Annotated in this window: 19 protein-coding genes; all 19 read right to left on the bottom strand. The window is 60.0% G+C overall.

Translation table 11 applies throughout. From position 1 onward, the window contains the following. On the bottom strand, positions 1-1,230 hold the full coding sequence (locus URZ40_RS03590) for a beta-ketoacyl-ACP synthase (protein WP_116342763.1): 1,230 nt from the start codon (positions 1,228-1,230) through the stop codon (positions 1-3). Beyond that, positions 1,227-1,958: a 3-ketoacyl-ACP reductase FabG2 gene (locus tag URZ40_RS03585; protein WP_316380231.1), complete on the bottom strand. Its 732-nt coding sequence runs from the start codon at positions 1,956-1,958 to the stop codon at positions 1,227-1,229. Before URZ40_RS03585 ends, URZ40_RS03590 begins: the two co-directional genes overlap by 4 nt. Further along, complete coding sequence (locus URZ40_RS03580) at positions 1,955-2,428, bottom strand: 3-hydroxy-fatty acyl-ACP dehydratase (protein WP_316380232.1); 474 nt, start codon at positions 2,426-2,428, stop codon at positions 1,955-1,957. The genes URZ40_RS03585 and URZ40_RS03580 overlap by 4 nt, the downstream gene beginning before the upstream one ends. Further along, positions 2,425-3,594 carry a beta-ketoacyl-[acyl-carrier-protein] synthase family protein gene (locus tag URZ40_RS03575; protein ID WP_316380233.1) on the bottom strand — a complete coding sequence of 390 codons (1,170 nt, stop codon included), beginning with the start codon at positions 3,592-3,594 and terminating at the stop codon, positions 2,425-2,427. The genes URZ40_RS03580 and URZ40_RS03575 overlap by 4 nt, the downstream gene beginning before the upstream one ends. A gap of 1 nt (position 3,595) precedes the next feature. Then, positions 3,596-4,174, bottom strand: a complete 579-nt coding sequence (locus URZ40_RS03570; protein ID WP_116342755.1) for a DUF3261 domain-containing protein — start codon at positions 4,172-4,174, stop codon at positions 3,596-3,598. Beyond that, positions 4,171-6,495: an MMPL family transporter gene (locus URZ40_RS03565; protein ID WP_316380234.1), complete on the bottom strand. Its 2,325-nt coding sequence runs from the start codon at positions 6,493-6,495 to the stop codon at positions 4,171-4,173. The genes URZ40_RS03570 and URZ40_RS03565 overlap by 4 nt, the downstream gene beginning before the upstream one ends. Continuing rightward, positions 6,464-7,069: an outer membrane lipoprotein carrier protein LolA gene (locus URZ40_RS03560; protein WP_316380235.1), complete on the bottom strand. Its 606-nt coding sequence runs from the start codon at positions 7,067-7,069 to the stop codon at positions 6,464-6,466. Before URZ40_RS03560 ends, URZ40_RS03565 begins: the two co-directional genes overlap by 32 nt. Then, positions 7,066-7,488, bottom strand: a complete 423-nt coding sequence (locus tag URZ40_RS03555; protein ID WP_028014706.1) for a thioesterase family protein — start codon at positions 7,486-7,488, stop codon at positions 7,066-7,068. Before URZ40_RS03555 ends, URZ40_RS03560 begins: the two co-directional genes overlap by 4 nt. 3 nt (positions 7,489-7,491) lie before the next feature. Further along, positions 7,492-9,183 carry a glycosyltransferase gene (locus URZ40_RS03550; RefSeq protein WP_316380236.1) on the bottom strand — a complete coding sequence of 564 codons (1,692 nt, stop codon included), beginning with the start codon at positions 9,181-9,183 and terminating at the stop codon, positions 7,492-7,494. Then, entirely contained in the window at positions 9,174-9,527 is a 354-nt protein-coding gene (locus URZ40_RS03545) for a hydroxymyristoyl-ACP dehydratase (protein WP_116342747.1), read from the bottom strand. Before URZ40_RS03545 ends, URZ40_RS03550 begins: the two co-directional genes overlap by 10 nt. Then, entirely contained in the window at positions 9,514-10,875 is a 1,362-nt protein-coding gene (locus URZ40_RS03540) for an AMP-dependent synthetase (protein ID WP_316380237.1), read from the bottom strand. Before URZ40_RS03540 ends, URZ40_RS03545 begins: the two co-directional genes overlap by 14 nt. Further along, positions 10,868-11,455 carry a hypothetical protein gene (locus URZ40_RS03535; RefSeq protein ID WP_166712542.1) on the bottom strand — a complete coding sequence of 196 codons (588 nt, stop codon included), beginning with the start codon at positions 11,453-11,455 and terminating at the stop codon, positions 10,868-10,870. The genes URZ40_RS03540 and URZ40_RS03535 overlap by 8 nt, the downstream gene beginning before the upstream one ends. A 6-nt stretch (positions 11,456-11,461) precedes the next feature. After that, on the bottom strand, positions 11,462-11,713 hold the full coding sequence (locus tag URZ40_RS03530; RefSeq protein WP_116342741.1) for an acyl carrier protein: 252 nt from the start codon (positions 11,711-11,713) through the stop codon (positions 11,462-11,464). 10 nt (positions 11,714-11,723) lie between these two features. After that, positions 11,724-11,981 carry a phosphopantetheine-binding protein gene (locus URZ40_RS03525; protein WP_028014701.1) on the bottom strand — a complete coding sequence of 86 codons (258 nt, stop codon included), beginning with the start codon at positions 11,979-11,981 and terminating at the stop codon, positions 11,724-11,726. After that, positions 11,962-12,777 (bottom strand): lysophospholipid acyltransferase family protein, encoded by an 816-nt coding sequence (locus tag URZ40_RS03520; RefSeq protein WP_316380238.1) that lies wholly within the window; start codon positions 12,775-12,777, stop codon positions 11,962-11,964. The genes URZ40_RS03525 and URZ40_RS03520 overlap by 20 nt, the downstream gene beginning before the upstream one ends. Continuing rightward, positions 12,774-13,496: a beta-ketoacyl synthase chain length factor gene (locus URZ40_RS03515; protein ID WP_316380239.1), complete on the bottom strand. Its 723-nt coding sequence runs from the start codon at positions 13,494-13,496 to the stop codon at positions 12,774-12,776. The genes URZ40_RS03520 and URZ40_RS03515 overlap by 4 nt, the downstream gene beginning before the upstream one ends. Positions 13,497-13,561: 65 nt before the next feature. After that, a complete protein-coding gene (locus URZ40_RS03510) occupies positions 13,562-14,626 on the bottom strand; it encodes a class I SAM-dependent methyltransferase (protein WP_116342736.1) in 1,065 nt (354 codons plus the stop codon). 68 nt (positions 14,627-14,694) lie between these two features. After that, positions 14,695-15,084 carry a hypothetical protein gene (locus URZ40_RS03505; protein WP_061096845.1) on the bottom strand — a complete coding sequence of 130 codons (390 nt, stop codon included), beginning with the start codon at positions 15,082-15,084 and terminating at the stop codon, positions 14,695-14,697. A gap of 314 nt (positions 15,085-15,398) precedes the next feature. After that, the gene (locus tag URZ40_RS03500) at positions 15,399-16,448 is read right to left on the bottom strand and encodes an AI-2E family transporter (protein ID WP_233003196.1); all 1,050 of its coding nucleotides are present in this window, start codon (positions 16,446-16,448) and stop codon (positions 15,399-15,401) included. Positions 16,449-16,466 lie beyond the last annotated feature (18 nt).

The following is a 16,466-nucleotide window of genomic DNA, read 5'->3' as shown; positions in this document are numbered from 1 at the left end:
TTACGCCCAGCGTTTAATAATAATCGAGGTATTGATGCCGCCAAACGCGAAGTTATTGCTCTGCAGATACTCGCAGTCAATCTGACGGGCTTCTCCCATAATATAATCTAAAGCCCCGCATTGCTCATCCGGCTGCGTTAAATTGAGCGTCGGGGCAAACCAGCCTTCGCGCATCATCTGCAGGCTCATCCACGCTTCCAGCGCGCCGCAGGCCCCCAGCGTGTGGCCTAAATAGCTCTTCAGCGAGGAAACCGGCACGCTGTCACCATAGATGGCGGCAGTAGCCTGGCTTTCGGCGATATCGCCGCGGTCGGTGGCGGTACCGTGCGCGGAGATATACCCCATATCCCGGGCGCTTAATCCCGCCATCGCCAGCGACTGCTCCATGCAAATCTGCATGGTGTCGCGCTGTGGCTGGGTGATATGGGCCGCGTCACAGTTGGTGGCGAAGCCCACGATCTCACCGTAGATGGTGGCCCCGCGCGCTCTGGCGTGCTCCAGCTCTTCCAGAATCAGGGTGCCTGCGCCTTCCCCAATAACCAGACCATCGCGCTGCGTATCAAACGGCGACGGGGTGGTTTTGGGTTCGTCGTTGCGCTGGCTGGTGGCAAACAGTGTGTCAAACACCGCCGCTTCTGACGGACAAAGCTCTTCCGCGCCCCCCGCGACCATAACGGTCTGATACCCGTGGCGAATCGCCTCCCAGGCGTAGCCTATCGCCTGGCTGCCGGAGGTACAGGCGCTCGACGTCGGGATGACGCGGCCGCGTAATCCAAAGAACAGGCCGGTATTCACGGCGGTGGTGTGCGGCATCATCTGGACATAGGTTGTCCCGGTGATGTTATTGGTGTGCTTTTCGGTGAGCATGGTCGCGAATTCGCTGACCGGGCCGGTGCTACCTGTCGAAGAGCCGTAGGCGATACCGGTTTGCCCGTTGGTGAGCACCGCTTCGCCAATCAGCCCCGCCTGCTCCAGCGCCAGCTCGGTGGCGCGGGTCGACATCAGCGACACCCGGCCCATGGCGCGGATACGCTTGCGGGTATAGTGTTCCGGCAGCGCGAAATCGTCGATCGGCGCGCCCAGCAGGGTGTGCAGACCTTCGTACACCTGCCATTCCGGCATTTTACGCACGGCGTTTTCATACGCCAGCAGCCGGCTGGAAACAGATTGCCAGCTCTCGCCAAAGGCGGTCACGCCGCCCATGCCCGTAATCACCACGCGACGCGTCATAGCATTCCTCCGTTAATGGAAATGACCTGTCGGGTGACGTAGCCCGCAATATCCGACATCAGATAGCTTGCCAGCCCGGCGACCTCCTCAGCCTGGCCAATACGTTTCATTGGGATGATGGACATCGCTTCCTTCAGCGCAGCCTCCTCCATCTCAATCATGCCGGTATCAATCAGCCCCGGGGCAATGCAGTTCACGGTGATTTTGCGTTTTGCCAGCTCGATCGCCAGCGCTTTGGTGGCGCCGATAATGCCCGCTTTTGCCGCACTGTAGTTCACCTGCCCGCGGTTGCCCATCACGCCGGACACGGACGATAAGGTGATAATGCGTCCCCCTTTACGGGTGCCGATCATCGGCATAATGCAGGGGTGAATGACGTTATAAAAGCTGTCGAGATTGGTGTGGATCACGCTGTCCCAGTCGTCTTCACTCAGTGCCGGAAAGGCACCGTCGCGGGCGATCCCGGCATTGCTGACCACGCCATACCATGCGCCATAAGCTTCAATTTCTTGCTCCAGCACCTCGCGGCACTGTTCGCGGTTTCCCACGTCAAACGAGAGTAAACGACCGCTGCCGCCCGCCTGCGTGATGGCGTCCAGCGTCTCCTGCGCGCCTGCGGCATCACGGTGGTAATGCACGCCGACGGTGAACCCGTCAGCGGCAAGCTGGCGGGCGATGGCGCGACCAATGCCTTTGCTGGCCCCTGTGACCAGAACGGAACGACTCATGCGTGGGATCCCTGATTAAAAAGCGATATTAATTCTTCTGCACTCGGCTGGAAGGTGTTGACCCGGCCCGTGGCCAGCGTCTCTTCATCTGCGGAAATCGTACATTCAAAACTGCCGAAGCGTTCGTCCTGCATCAGCAGCTTAACGGTAATGTCCAGCGTTAAGCCTTTGGCGAAACGCCCGCTAGCGCAGACCAGCTCGCGCGCGCCGAGCACCATGCCCAGCGCGATATGCTCTTGCCCCTGCTGCTGACGATGCCAGCCTGACCAGACGCCAACGGTCTGCGCCATCAATTCGAGCGCGTACCAGCCCGGCAGGTCGCCATCGGCATTGAGAAACGGCGCCAGCACGCTTTGCCTGTCAACCGCGATGCGGCAGACCGCCGTGTCGTCCGTGACATTCTCAACGGACCCCAGCAGCATCATCGGCGCCTCGTGCGGCAAATAGGCTTCGGGTGATAGATAGCTCATGACGCTCTCCCCAGCAGAATGCTGGCGTTGTTGCCGCCAAACGCGAACGAGTTAGACAAAATCACCGGCTTTTTCAGGGCGGCGCGCTGGTGCAGCAGGCCGCACGGCGCGAGCGTGTCGTCCGGGGCATAGCGGGAAAAATCCTGCGGCGGCAAGGGCAGATCGCGCGTCAGAATCAGCCAGCTCAGTGCCGCTTCGGTGATACCGGCAGCGCCTAGCGTGTGGCCGGTCAGGTGTTTGGTTGAGCTGCACGGCACGCTCTCCCCGAAGAGATCGTGTACCACCTGCGATTCAATCTGATCGTTGAGCGGCGTGGCCGTGCCGTGCAGGTTGATATAGCCGATGTCGCCCGGCTGCATGCCCGCTTCGTTGAGCGCCTGAGTGATAGCCCTTATCGCCCCTTCGCCCTGAGGATGCGGGGCGGAAATATGGTACGCATCGCTGGATTCGCCCGTCCCGAGCAGCGCCACGCCCGCGGGTTCCCGGCTCAATACCATCAGCGCCGCCGCTTCACCGATGGTGATCCCCCGGCGGTCGCGCCCAAACGGCTCGCAGAGCGTAGGGGAGAAGGATTCAAGGCTGTTAAAACCGTTGACGGGCATTCGGCTCAGGGTATCGGCCCCGCCGACAATGGCGATGTCCACCAGCCCGGCTTCAATCAGGCGTTTGCCGCCAATCATCGCCCGCGCGCTGGAGGAGCAGGCGGTGGAGATCGTATAGGCCGGGCCTTCAAGCTGCAGCCAGTTGGCAAGGAAGCGGGACGGATCGCCCAGCTCCTGCTGCGGATACTGCCATCGCGTGCTGGTCTCGCCGTCGGTCATGCGCCTAACGTGCTCATCGCCTTCATCCAGCCCGGAAGTGCTGGTTCCCAGCACCACGGCCACGCGGTCGCGACCGACGCGGGCGATGGCCTCGTCAATGGTTGACTGAATCTGCGCCAGTGCGGCCAGCAGCAGCTGGTTATTGCGGGTGCGGTGTGCACAGAAGCTGTCCGGGATGGGCGGCAGCTCGCCTTCCACGGCGCCCAGTACCGCTTCGGGTGCTCCCTGCAACCAGCCGGCCCGGGCGTGCATACCCGGCGCCACGCCTGCCGCCAGGTTCGCGGCAATCTCATCAGGCGAGTTGCCCAGCGCGTTGACCATGCCAACAGCGGATATATAGATCATCTCAGTCACCCAGATATTGAATGGTGATGTGGTATTTGAATACGTGTTGCTCGATGCTGATCGGCTCGCGCTTGCCTTTGCGCTGGAGGTAGACAATCTCCGTCACCAGCTTGCCGCTGGCGTTACGCAGCTCGCGCCGATCGCCATTGTCCGTCAGCGTCCAGCCCTTCGGCAACTGCGGCTGCCAGGCGCTAATCGGCCAGTGGCTGAGCATCACGTCGGCCAGCACCTGGCTGGCTGGCGGCAGCTGCGGCACGACGATGGACTGCTCGGTATGAATACCGTTCTCATCGTACGTTGCCAGGAACAGACGGATCCCAACGGAAGAGAGCCCGGCCAGCGTGACCTTATGCGCATCCGCGTTGAGCATCACCAGCAGGGACTGCGTTTGTCCGTTAAAGCTGCCGGTCAGCAGCTGCTGGGAGCTTACCGCCGGGCTGATGCCGGGCGGCGGGAGCGTAACTTTGGTGCCCGGCTGGAGCCAGGCCTGAGGCCGCGTCTCTTTAGTATCGGTCGAATGGCTACAGCCTGCCAGCAGCAGCGCCGCAGCCAGCGCAACGGCGCGATAAACAGCGTTCATTTACGTTTTCTCTCTTTCTTTTCCGGCATCGCCAGCGGGGCCAGCAGGAAGGCGGTGAAAATCCCGCTCACCAGCACAATACCAAAGCTGCTGATGGCCTGGGTGGTGCTGAAGACGAGCATGCCCAGCGTCAGCAGGGTGGTCATCATCGCCAGGGTAATCGCCAGCATCGAGGTCAGCGGCGTACCGCGCGGGTTGCTGAAAAATAGCGTGTAGTTAATGCCAATGCCGAGCACCAGTACCAGCGCCAGCAGTGAAAACAGATTTACCGGGTGGCCCGTTGCGGCCAGGACCGCCAGACCGCAGCTCAGCGACAGTGCGGACGGCACCAGGCTTATCAGTCCCTTACGCCAGCCGAGGCGCAGCATCGCCCCGCAGGCAATCACCGCCAGCGCAGCAAACAGTAGCCCCGTCAGCAGCGTGCGGTAGAGGGCAAAGAGGCTGTCAAAGCTGGCTTTGCGGTCCACCCAGACGACGCCGTCATGGCGCGCGGCCAGCTCACCGAGCGCCGCGCTGTTTTTCGCGCCGTCCACCGGCACCAGCACGCCGCTTTCCCCGCCCGGCAGGGTCAGCCAGAGCAGTCGCCAGCCTTCGCTGGCCGGACTGTTAAGCCACGCGTCCACGCTGACCGGCATGGCGTCCAGATTCGGGGATACGGCGTTGAGCCCGGCGCTTTTCAGCATGTTCGTTACCGCCGGGGCAGCGTCGCGCAGCAGCGTAAGATCGCTTTTCTGGCGGGCCAGCGAGTTCAGCGGCAGGGTACGCCAGCGGGTGAGATCGCCCGCTTTTTGCGCCTCGGCCAGCGCCGGGGTGAAGGCTTCCAGCCGCTCCAGCGTTTGCTGGGGCGAAGCACCGTGCACCACAAACCATTTCTGATCGACGCTTTGGCCGGTCAGGGCGGTAATGGCTTTCTCTTGCGCCAGAATATCTTTTGGCAGCGCCTGCAGCTGGGCGATATCGTCGTCCACCTTCAGGGTGCTCATCCCCGCGGCGGAGAGCAGCGCCAGCGCGACGGGCAGACCAACGGACAGTTTTTTACTGCGTCGCCAGGCGGCCAGCCAGCGCAGCATCAGGACCATAAAGGGAACCGGGCGCACCGGCAGACCCCGGCACAGCCACGGATGCCAGAAAATCACCGTCAGGCAGGAGGCGCTCAGCCCCACGGCGGCGAACACCGCCATCTGGCGGATCCCGGGGAAGGGGGCCAGCATCATAATCAGGTAGGCGGCGACGGTCGTCAGCAGCGCCAGCAGCAGCGCATTGCGTACCTTGGCCAGGCTCTGCCAGGGGGAAAGCTCCGCGCCGTGCACCATCCGTTCGGTCAGGTAGTAGAGCGTGTAGTCTGCGGAAATACCGATGATGCTCATGCTCATCACCAGCGTCATCAGGTGCAGTTCGCCAAAGAGCAGCAGCGTCACCGCCGTGCCCGCCAGCGCGCCGATGGCAATCGAGAGCACGCTCAGCAGCAGCGGGCGCAGAGAGCGGAACACCGCGACGATAAGCAGGAACACCCCAAGCAGGGTGGCGATACCCAGCGTCGAGACGTCGCGTTTGGCCTGCTGGCTGGCGTAATCGCTGTAGAAGACCGTTCCGCGGGAAAGCAGTTGGGCCTGCGGGTAACTCGCTTTCAGCGTCTGTTGCAGCGCGTTAAGCGTCGTCACGAGCCGGTGGGTCTGCTGCATATCAAATGACGAGCCTGCCAGCTCGCCGTGCAGCAGGTACCAGTAGTTCCCCGCCTCATCTTGCGTGACCAGCCAGCCGTCCATCAGCCGCAGCTTCTGGCCGTTTTGCGCCAGGGCGAGCTGCGAGCCGCGCATCAGCATCAGCGGATCGTTTTGCAGCTCTTTGCCGCTGACGCCGGAAAAGGCCGAGTAGAGCTGGGATAAAATCCACTGCGCCTGCGCGTCTCCGCCGTTTTGCAGACGGGCGCGGGTGGCGGGATCGATCAGGCCGTTGCGGTGCTGCCAGAAGAACTCTCCCCAGGCTTTCTGCCCGGCGGCGTCCATCGGGCCTTTAACCTCGCTGAGCGAGTGACTGTTTTGCAGCAGCGTCAGCCACTGCTGCGCCACGCGCGGATCGGGCTCTTTGCCGGGGCTGACCAGCCAGACCAGCTGGCGGTCGAGACGCTGCATAAACCCGTCGTTGAGCGCCGGCGGGATCGCCCCCAGCGTCTGCTTCGGCAGCATGGCCAGCACGCTGCTGTTCAGACGCGCGCCGGGCAGCAGTGACAGCAGCACGCCCAGCAGGATCAGGCATGCCGCGGCCCACAGCAGCGCCGGGCGCAGGGATTTACGGTGCGGCAAAGCGTTGGCGTTCGTCATCGGTCAGGCTGGCGGGCGTCAGTTGGTGGTTTGAAAGAGCGATATCGGTACGGTCGCCCTGCTTGTCGTTCAGGCGAATCGTCTCCAGATAGGTCGCGCCGCCCAGATCGAGGGAGGCAAAAATCTTGTCCAGCGGCGTCGTTTTTGGCGTAAGTACCAACGACCAGCGGCCCGCTCCCAGGTCTTTAAAATCGATGCGGAAGTTCTCTTCCAGCACCTTGCGGTCGGCCTGGAACAGGGCCCGCAGCAGGTGGTTGAACTGGAACATCTGCGGATTATTGTCGGCAGTGATGGTCTGCGGCGGCTGGCCGTTGATCGCCTGAACCATCCGCTTGTCGTCCAGCAGGAGCGTCATCGGAAAGGGCGCTTTTTGATCCCACAGCAGGCCACTGTCGCGGGCGATCAGCATCTCGCCCTGCGAGCGCAGCGGCTGCGGCATATCTTTTATCGTGCGAACCTGTTCGAAGTGCGCGCGCACCACGGGCTGCTCGGTGAAGCGCTGCTGCAGTTCATCCAGCGTCACGGCGCTGACCAGCGGGCTGACGAGCAGCGTCAGCAAAGGCAACCATTTCATGGCGTGACTCCCATACGTTCAAACAGTACTGCCGGACTGACAAAGCACATTTCGCGGGTGGCTTCTTCCACCGCCACCTGGATGGTGTACCCGGTGGTGGTGCGCTTGCCGGTCTGCGCATCGAAAATTTGATAGGCAATGCGCAGCCGGTTTTCATACTCTTCAATCTGCGCGCGGACGCGAATACGCTGCTCAAAGGTCACCGCATCGCGGTATTTCACCCGGGTGTCGACGACGGGCCAGACGTAGCCGGAGGCTTTCATCTGGCGATAGCCATAGTCAAACTGATTGAGCAGCGCCTCGCGGGCGATCTCAAAGTAGCGGAAATAGTTACCGTGCCAGACCACGCCCATCATATCGACGTCGTGGAACGGAACGGTGATCTCGACTTCAGTCGTAAAGCGGGGATCGGTCAGCACCCTTTACTCCTTCTCTCTGGACTCTGGCAGATGCCAGAAATCGAAAAAATTAAACCAGTCGAGCGGCGACATCAGGGCGTAATGCTCCAGCCGCTGCGCGTAGCGATCGACGGCATCCTGCAGCGCCTGCTGGCGTTCCCCGCGCGGCAGGATCAGCGGGTCGGCAAACGGTTCGCCGTGCAGGACAAGCTTGCCCTGCTGGCGCAGGGCAAAAATCAGCACCACCGGGCAGCGGAGAATCGAGGCCAGGATAAACGGCCCCTGAGGGAACGGCGCGGGCTGGCCCATGAACCGGCTCCAGATCACGCGCCACTCGCCGCCACGCTGCGGATTCACCGCGATGCGGTCGCCCACAATCGCGACCCATTCTCCGCGCTCAAGCTTCTCTTTGATGGCAATCGCGGTGTCCGGGCCGATGTCGGTGACCGACATTAAATTCACGCCCGCCTGGGGCGCCATTTCGCTCATAATCTGCTTAAAGCGCCGGGCGTTTTCGCTGAAGACCAGGGCATTGATGATCTTGCTGCCGTCCAGCTGGGCCAGCGCCCGGCAGGCCTCTACGTCACCAAGATGCGAGGCCAGCAGCAGCTTGCCCTGCGGCGCCGCGATATTAAGCGTTTCGCGCGCGCCGGGGGCAAAGACCACGTCGCGATTAAACTTCAGCTCGCCGCGCCAGCTGGCAACTTTGTCCAGCATCGCGTTGCCGAAGCGCATGAAATGGAAAAAGCTGTTGAGCCGTGAGGGAACAGGCATGTCCCGCTGCATCAGCACCTGCTTCACGCGTGCAATCCACTGCCGCGAAGCCTGCCGCGCCGGACGCGCGATAAGCCAGTAGACGCCGATCACTGGCCACAGCAGCACGGTAAAGGCCCGCCGCCCCAGCAACTGCCAGACGCGCAGCATCAGGCGCATGCCCCATAGCCCCTTGACCTCGTCCTGCTGCGCCCAGTGCTGGCCGCGTCGACGGAAGAGCAGGCCGGGAATGCGGGGCAGCATGCCGAAGAACAGCCGGGTATGCATCAGGGAGATCCGCACGTTATCTTTTAACGCGTCGAAGTGGGATAACCCGTCCTGCGGGTAGGTCACACGGGTGGGCAGGAAGACGCTGGTGTTGCCCTGCCAGTAGAGACGGACCATCACTTCGGTGTCAAAGTCCATCCGTTTACCGAGCGTTTCACGCGCGGCCAGCCGCAGCGTGGGCGAGACCGGGTAGACCCGAAAGCCGCACATGCTGTCTTTAAGCTGCAGGGATAAGGTCTCAATCCATACCCAGACGTGGGTGACCCAGCGCCCGTAGAGCCGCGAGCGCGGAATGGAATCATCGTAAATGGGCTGGCCGGAAATCAGCGCGTCCGGGTGGCGCTCCGCCAGCGCCAGCAGTTTGGGGATATCTTCAATGGCGTGCTGGCCGTCCGCATCCACCTGCACGGCGTGGGTATAGCCCGCGCGAGCGCACTCCTCCAGCCCCCTGATGACCGCAGCACCTTTCCCGGCGTTTTGCCCCAGACGGATCAGCGTCATATGCGGCTGCTCCGCCGCCAGGCGTTCGAGCTCCTGACGGGTGATCGCTTCGCTGCCGTCATCCACCACCAGGCACGGCAGGCCGAACGGGGCGAGACGTGACAGCACGCTGGCGATCATGGCACCGTGGTTGTAGCACGGGATCAGCACGCAGGGGCGAAAGATCACTGACATAGACGAATTTTCCCGCTGCTGGCGGTATGGCGCTCCGCCCCGGCGTGACGCTGGTAGCTGAAGGTCAACATCTGACGTTCGGCATGCCACTCAAGCACCAGCGTCACCGTAGTTTCCGGCAGCAGAGGGGCCTGAAACTTCACGTTTTGAATGCTGTGAAAGCGGTAACCCGGCGCCAGTAACGTCGTGGCGTAGTGCATGACCCAGTCAAGCTGCGCAACGCCGGGCAGCAGCGGCTGTACGGCAAAATGGCCCTGAAACCAGAACAGAGACGCGTCGAGATGCAAAACGATCTCCAGCTTCTCCGGCTGTGCCTGATGGCGCTCAATTTCATGAATTTTCATGAAATAACTCCTCTAACTGCGCATAGACACGCTTGTTCATACTGTTTACCGGCATCTCATCCACAATCCGCCAGTAGCGCGGCACCGCGACCGGTTCAAGCCACGGCAGCAGAGCGCGACGCCAGGCGAACTCCTGCGCTTTTTTATCCTGCAGCTGCCAGCGCTGACGAACCGCCTCATCCAGCACCAGCAGGGCGCCGATTCCCTGGCGGCCCCCGCGCGTGACCGGCAGCGCAGCCGCTTCGCAAACGCCGTCGAGCTCCAGCAGGCGGCGTTCTATTTCGTTAAGCGAGATGCGCTTTTCTTCAATTTTGACCACCCGCCCGCGACGACCGGCGATGCTGAACAGCCCCTCGCTGTCGAAGTGGAGGATATCGTCCAGCTGGAGTCCTTCAGCCTCATGGATCAGTGGTGACGTGACGCGGCACGCTTCTTCTTCCTGATGGAAGCTTACGCCGGGGAAGGGCAGCCATGGCAGGTTATCTTCCTGGCGATGGCGCCAGGCGAGGATCCCGGTTTCGGTGCTGCCATAAATTTCATCCGGCCAGATGTTAAGCCAGCCAGCGGTGGTTGAGACGTCACGCCAGGGCAGCATTCCGCCCGCGGAAATCAGCATCCTGACGGGCGGCGCGGCCAGCTCAGTATCCAGGCGTTTCAGGAACGCCGGGCTGCTGATGAACAGGTAATGCCTGTCATGAGGAAGGGCGGCCAGTTGCTCTGCGTAATAGAGCATCGCGGCATGCAGCGGCAGGCCAAGCGCCATCGGCAATACAATGCGGAATGTCAGACCGTACAGGTGTTGCGGTACGACGGAGGCGACAACGCTACAGCCAGCCAGACGCGCGCCGAAGCGGTCAGCCAGCAGGCGGGCTTCGCGATCCAGGCTGACGATGTGCTTAATCACCCGACGCGGCGTCCCCGTGGAGCCGGAGGTGAAAAGCTCAACAAAGCGGCTTTCGGCAATATCCGGCAGGGGCATCCAGTGGGCGATCGTCTGATGGCGGGAAGCCACCACAATCAGCTTTCCAGGGTAACCGAGGGGCCTGTCGCTCAGAACGCCGCTAAACAGCGACTGCTGCTCTTCAAGCAGCGAAATACGGCTATGGCCGGGAATGACCGGCGTTTTACCCGCATGCAGCGAGGCCAGCAGCGCAACGATAAACAGGTAGCTGTTTTCAAAGCACAGCGCCCAGCGCTCGCCTTCTTGCTGACGCAGGGTGTCGACCAGCAGGGTCACGTCGTGGCGCAGCTGGCCCAGCGTCCAGGTACGATCGTCAAGCCAGGCGACGGGCGTGTCGTCAGGGCGGGGCGCGTTTAACCACTGGCCCAGCGGAAGGGGGTTAGTCATTGTGCATCTCTTTTTTTATCACCCGTTGACGCACCAGCCACTCTGTCGCCATCAGCGTTCCCATCAGGATGTAAGCCACCATACCGTTCCACAGCGTCCACAGATGCATGTCACCGTGCAGGACGGTAAACAGCGCCATCGCCCCGTTGCCGATGAAAAATCCGCACCAGACGAGGGTCACCTTGTAGGTATAGCGCACACCCTCCGGGGGCAAATTTGGCTCACGCAGGCGCGCCAGCCGTTCGACAAGCGGCATCGCGGTCCAGAGCGAACCCCCGAACACGGCCAGCATCACAAGATTGACGACCACAGGGTAAAACAGCAGCCACTGGTGGGTTTTCAGCAGGTAGCTTGCCGCGCAGAGCGCGATGCCCGCCAGCGCCACGCACTGCACCACATACCGCATCGGGCCGGTGTTCCGCCGCGCCTGTTGCAGCCGCAGCAGCAACAGCAGTGCCATCACGGGCAGCAGCCACGGCAGGCTGTTATGCGTCAGCCCAAATCCAATCAGGAAGGGCCACGCCAGCAGCATCAGCCCCGTCAGAAGGGGGATAACCGGCAACGTCCGTCCACCACGCACGGTGTTTTACTCTTCGCGCAGAAGCTGTTCGACGGCGTCTACCACATCCTGAACGGTACGAACCGATTTGAAGGTTTCCGGCTTGATTTTCTTACCGGTTTTCTTCTGCAGATGGACAATCATGTCCACCGCGTCAATGCTGTCCAGCTCCAGGTCTTCGTAAAGACGGGCTTCGGGCGTAATGTCCTGCGGGTCGATTTCAAAGAGTTTGATCAGAAGGCCGCAGACTTCCTGATAAATGGTTTCTTGTTCGGTCATAGTTCACGTCTCAGGCGCGTTGGGCATGGATAAAGGACGCCAGGGTGGCGACGGAAAAGAAGTGCTGGCGCATCTCCTCGCTTTCGGCAGAAAGCACCACGCCATACTGGTTTTTCACCGCCAGACCGAGCTCCAGCGCGTCGATAGAGTCGAGACCCAGCCCATCGCCAAACAGCGCGGCATCGGTATCAATATCCTCTGCGGTAAGCTCGTCCAGATTCAGCGTGGTGATAATGAGATTCTTAATTTCAAGATAAAGCGCTTGCATCATTAATTCCTGACAAAGATTGAAGGCCTGATGTTAATCGATGCTCCAGATGCCGGTTTAACTGCCTTGCCGCCAGCGCCGGTTCTTGTTCATTTGCATCGTAAAATTCGTCGATGTTCACGCGATCGCGCACATCCACGGTAAAGACAGGTTTTGCGGGCGGTACGTCATACCAGCGGCTTTTTTTATCCAGCAGGTGCTCGCTGCAGTGGATCAGCACGATCCGCAGATCGCTGCGGCAGCGCACAGCGATATTTGCCGCGCCGCGCTGGAGGGCGATAGCCTCACCTGGCCGGGTACGCGTGCCTTCCGGGAAGATTAACAGCGTGTCGCCGTGGGCCAGACGCTGCCGGCTGGCAGCGAGCAGAGGCTCGGCTTCGCTGTTAATCAGGTAATCCGCCGCGCGGATAACGCCGCTGACAAAGGGATTGCGCAGTAACGCGCTCTTCACCAGACAGTCGGTTTCGGGCATCACCGACGCCAGAATCACGTAGTCAATTAGCGTTGGGTGGTTAGCCACCACCAGACAGCCCCGATCGCCGCGAAGCGCGTCAAGATTGTGAATGCGATAGTCCAGCACCCCGGTGCCGCGGGCAACGGTTAAGAAGCCGCGGAAGCTGGCCGCAATGCTGCGGCGCGCCAGGCGACGGCGTTTGGCGCGATCGCGCTGAACAATCAGCAGCAGGTTGAACCAGATCAGCGACAGCAGCAGGCCGCCCGCGCCAAACAGCACGAAGCAGAGTCCAGTCATCGCCAGACGCCATAGCCAGTTGATCCGGGCGGCCAGGCGGTTCATTGGCGCGCCCACTGCCACAGCAGGCGTTCGCCGGGCACCACAAACTGCCGCTCCTCGCGGAGATAGCGTTGCAGGAACATCAGGCTTTGCGGCAGAGTAGGCTCCTCGCCCGTGCTGCCGCTGCGGGTTTCGCACTGCCATTCGCTGCCGGATTCAATCACCAGCGCCAGCGCGTACGGCCAGGTGGGCATCTGCGGCGGCAATGCCGGGTGGTAAAATTCCGGCAGCGTGCCGTCAAAATCCACCAGCAAGACGCGGGAGTAGCCCGCCTGCAGCAGGCTCAGCACTTCACAAAGGGCCTGCTGGAAGGTGTCCAGCCCGGCAGAAATGGATGAAGAGACAACAGGCTGGCGAGCGGTAATAGTAAGATTGCCCACAGCGGAGTTGTGCACGGACATGGCGAAGTCGGTGGGCGAGACGGCCTGACCGGTTGCCAGCGCATGCAGAATACGGTAATTGCGCTCCAGTTCGCCGTGGCGGCTGGAATAGACGACGGCATCAACGGCGTGGCTTTGCAGCATGGCAAGACCAATATCCACCGCCAGCTTACTGCCCGAGTTAAGGCGGCGCGCGGTCATCATGGGTAACGCAGTCAGCCGGGGAAGCGGGGCCGTTGGGTCTATAGTTGACTGCAGGCGCGACCACGCCTGCCACTCTGCGGCATCGCTTAGTCCTGGCGCTCTTGCCTGCCAGTCAATAATGTTCAGTGAAAATTTCATCTACGCGCGTCCGCGGAATACCGTATTCAAAGGGCAGGCTGGGCCACCCGGGCAGCCAGGCTGCGCTATTGTTCACGTTTGGTGCATATTAACAGGGTATGACCTACCCCAAGGTTATCCAGCCGCTGTTCAATGCAGAAGCCCGCCCTCTCCAGGTAGTGATAAAACTTCTCTACGCTGTAAAAACGGCTATTACCATTCGCCATACAGGTGAAATAGAGCGAGGTGGCATTCAGGCTGAAAGCCGCCGCTTCATATTTCTGGGCATCCCAGAAAAGCTCCATGATGCACAACCGTGCGCCTGGCTTCATGACCTGTGCGACGCGCGTCAGCATGGCGACAATCTGATCCGGAGAGAAACAGTCCAGAAACTGGCTCATCCACCAGACGTCGGCATCTCCCGGCAATGCCGCCGGACTAAGCATATCGACAGCATGGAATCCAATACGATGAGAAAAACCTGCTTTTTCGATGTTTTCCTGCGCCAGCGCTATCTGCTGCGGGAGATCGAGGATCGTCACGGCAACATTATCGTCATAGCGGCAGCAGCGTAACGACCATTTACCCGTATTTCCGCCCACATCGTACAATTTTGTCGGCGAGCTTGCGAATATATATGGCAACGCGGCGTCAAAAGCGGCGTCAGAATAGTAGTGATCGAAGGCGAACCAGCTCTCTTTTGCCCGGGCAGGAAGCTGGGATAAGGCCGGATAGATGGTTGGCCAGTCGCCAAACACGGATAATCCGGCCGGTTTTTCTTCCTGCAGGGCGTCGGCCAGGTGAAATAACCCCTGGTAACAGACGTCCTGCGTGAAATCCATATTAACGCGGGTCATGGGATCGTGGAGTAAGAAATGGCCCACTTTCGCCAGGAAATAACGACTTTCTTTCCAGGTAATTATCCGCCCGCTTAATCCCATGTCTAACAATACGCTGACGGCATAGTTGCTCAGGGTACTGTTTTCGGTTATTTCTTCGAGGCTCGCCCCCTTATTACCCTGTTTATCGAGCCAGGCGAGGACACCCGAGTTACGCAGACAAAGCGCGGTCTGAAATAACATCGGAGCAAAAGCGATGCGTTGCGCTTCGGTAATGGCATCCAGGGCGCTGAGCGTGTCCTTTTCGTACATTGTTGCGTAACCTTTCAGGGCAAGAAATGAGGTTATCGGGCCATGTCCGGCCCGACTTTAGAAAAATATTACAGCGCGGCACCCGCAGAGAGATTCAGCTGAATATCGTGGTCGAGGTTGTTCACCCAGCGGTTATAATTTTTGTGAATTTTACCGTCTGCCGCTTTCAGATTCAGGCTACTTTCGTAATTAATTGAATAGCTTGTCGCAGAGTAGGGAATACGTACCTGGACCGAGTGATCGCGTGCCTGCAGACGCCCCTTAATAACGCCCGGGCCCGCTTCCGTCATGATCCAGTCACGCTTCTGGCCTGCTTTCAAAATTGCCGTTTTCACCTGATCGGCAGTATGACCTGCGCTCACGACAGAGTGAACCTGAGCGATTGGGGCGGTACGCGCACAGCCAGCCAGAGCGCCAACGAATACTGCAGCAGCGCACCATTTAACGATCTTTTTCATCAACAACTCCATATCAATAATAACAATTAAAGGTAGTGTTTTTTACAAATAAGTATCACCAGACCTACGGATTAAGTCAGGTGTCTTTTTTAATCAATATTAATGTTTGCATTAGGTTGACGCTAAGGCGGGGTATAATATCACGCAAAATAATTAATCATTCCGTTTTTTTTTAATTTGTGTTAAAGCGAAATGTGGGTGAGGTGAATAAAAACGGGAACATATGCCTTAACGCAAATAAAAATACCGCGACGGTGAGCGTCGCGGTAATTAAGGCGTTCTATTGACGGTCTAAGCCTGATGACATAGACAAGTTATCCCGGTAACCGGCTTTTTGGCCGCCCTGGCCCCAGCAGGATCGCCAGCTTGCTGCCCCCTTTGGTGGTTTCCATCCAGATTTTACATACGCTGGTCAGCGGTACCGACAGCAGCATGCCGACCGGGCCCAGCAGCCATCCCCAAATCAGCAACGATAAAAACACCACCAGCGTCGACATGCCCAGCCTGTGCCCCATCATGCGTGGTTCAAGAATGTTGCCCAGCACCATATGCACGACGAGGAAGAGCGCTCCGACCAGCATGCATTCGTAGAAACCGTTAAACAGAAACGCCTGGATCATCGGCGGCACGGCGGAAAGCACCGCGCCAATATTCGGCACGTAGTTCAACAGAAACGCCAGCACCCCCCACATCAGCGCGAACTGTACGTCCATCAGCATCAGCCCCAGCCAGACGATAATGCCGGTCCAGACGCTGAGCAGCGTTTTCAGTGCCAGATATTTGGAGACCCCCTTTAAGGCGCGGTGTAGGCCGGCAATGTGTATTTGCGGGTTATTTAAAGCAAAGCGCAGCTTATAGGGGACGTGGCGGACTTCGAACAGCATGAACACTACCGTCATGACCAGCAGCAGTATGCTAGCCATCGCGCCGGAAAGACCGGTCATCAGCGTGGTGGCGTAGGTCATGACCTTCTCGGAATCCATCCTGCGCAGCATACGTTCGGGTGAGATATGCAGGTTAAGAAAGGGCATCATCTCCTGCAGCGCGATGATTTTACGCGTCAGCTCCTTATTGTACTGCGGCAACATGGTGGAGAACTCGCTCAGCGAGGCCGCCAGTACCCCGAAGAGCGCCGTCAGGCCAATCAGCATCACGATAACCACGATGGTGATGGCCACCGGACGGCTCACGCCCCGGCGTAAAAACCAGGTCACCAGCGGATTCAGAACAATGGCAAAAAACAGGGCCAGCAGGAGCTGGACGATAATGTCAGCGGCAGCATGAATGCCCGCAAGAATAACCACCAGACAGGCGAGCTTTAGTAAGATGTGGAGTCCTGCTTTATCGGGCTGGGGAGCTAACATGCGCGTTCCTTAAGATGA

This window comes from Enterobacter sp. 296B2 (assembly GCF_034106185.1).
In the GTDB taxonomy this organism is placed as follows: domain Bacteria; phylum Pseudomonadota; class Gammaproteobacteria; order Enterobacterales; family Enterobacteriaceae; genus Enterobacter; species Enterobacter cloacae_N.
The sequence above is the reverse complement of the archived record's forward strand: the minus strand, read 5'-3'. Positions and strand labels throughout refer to the sequence as shown.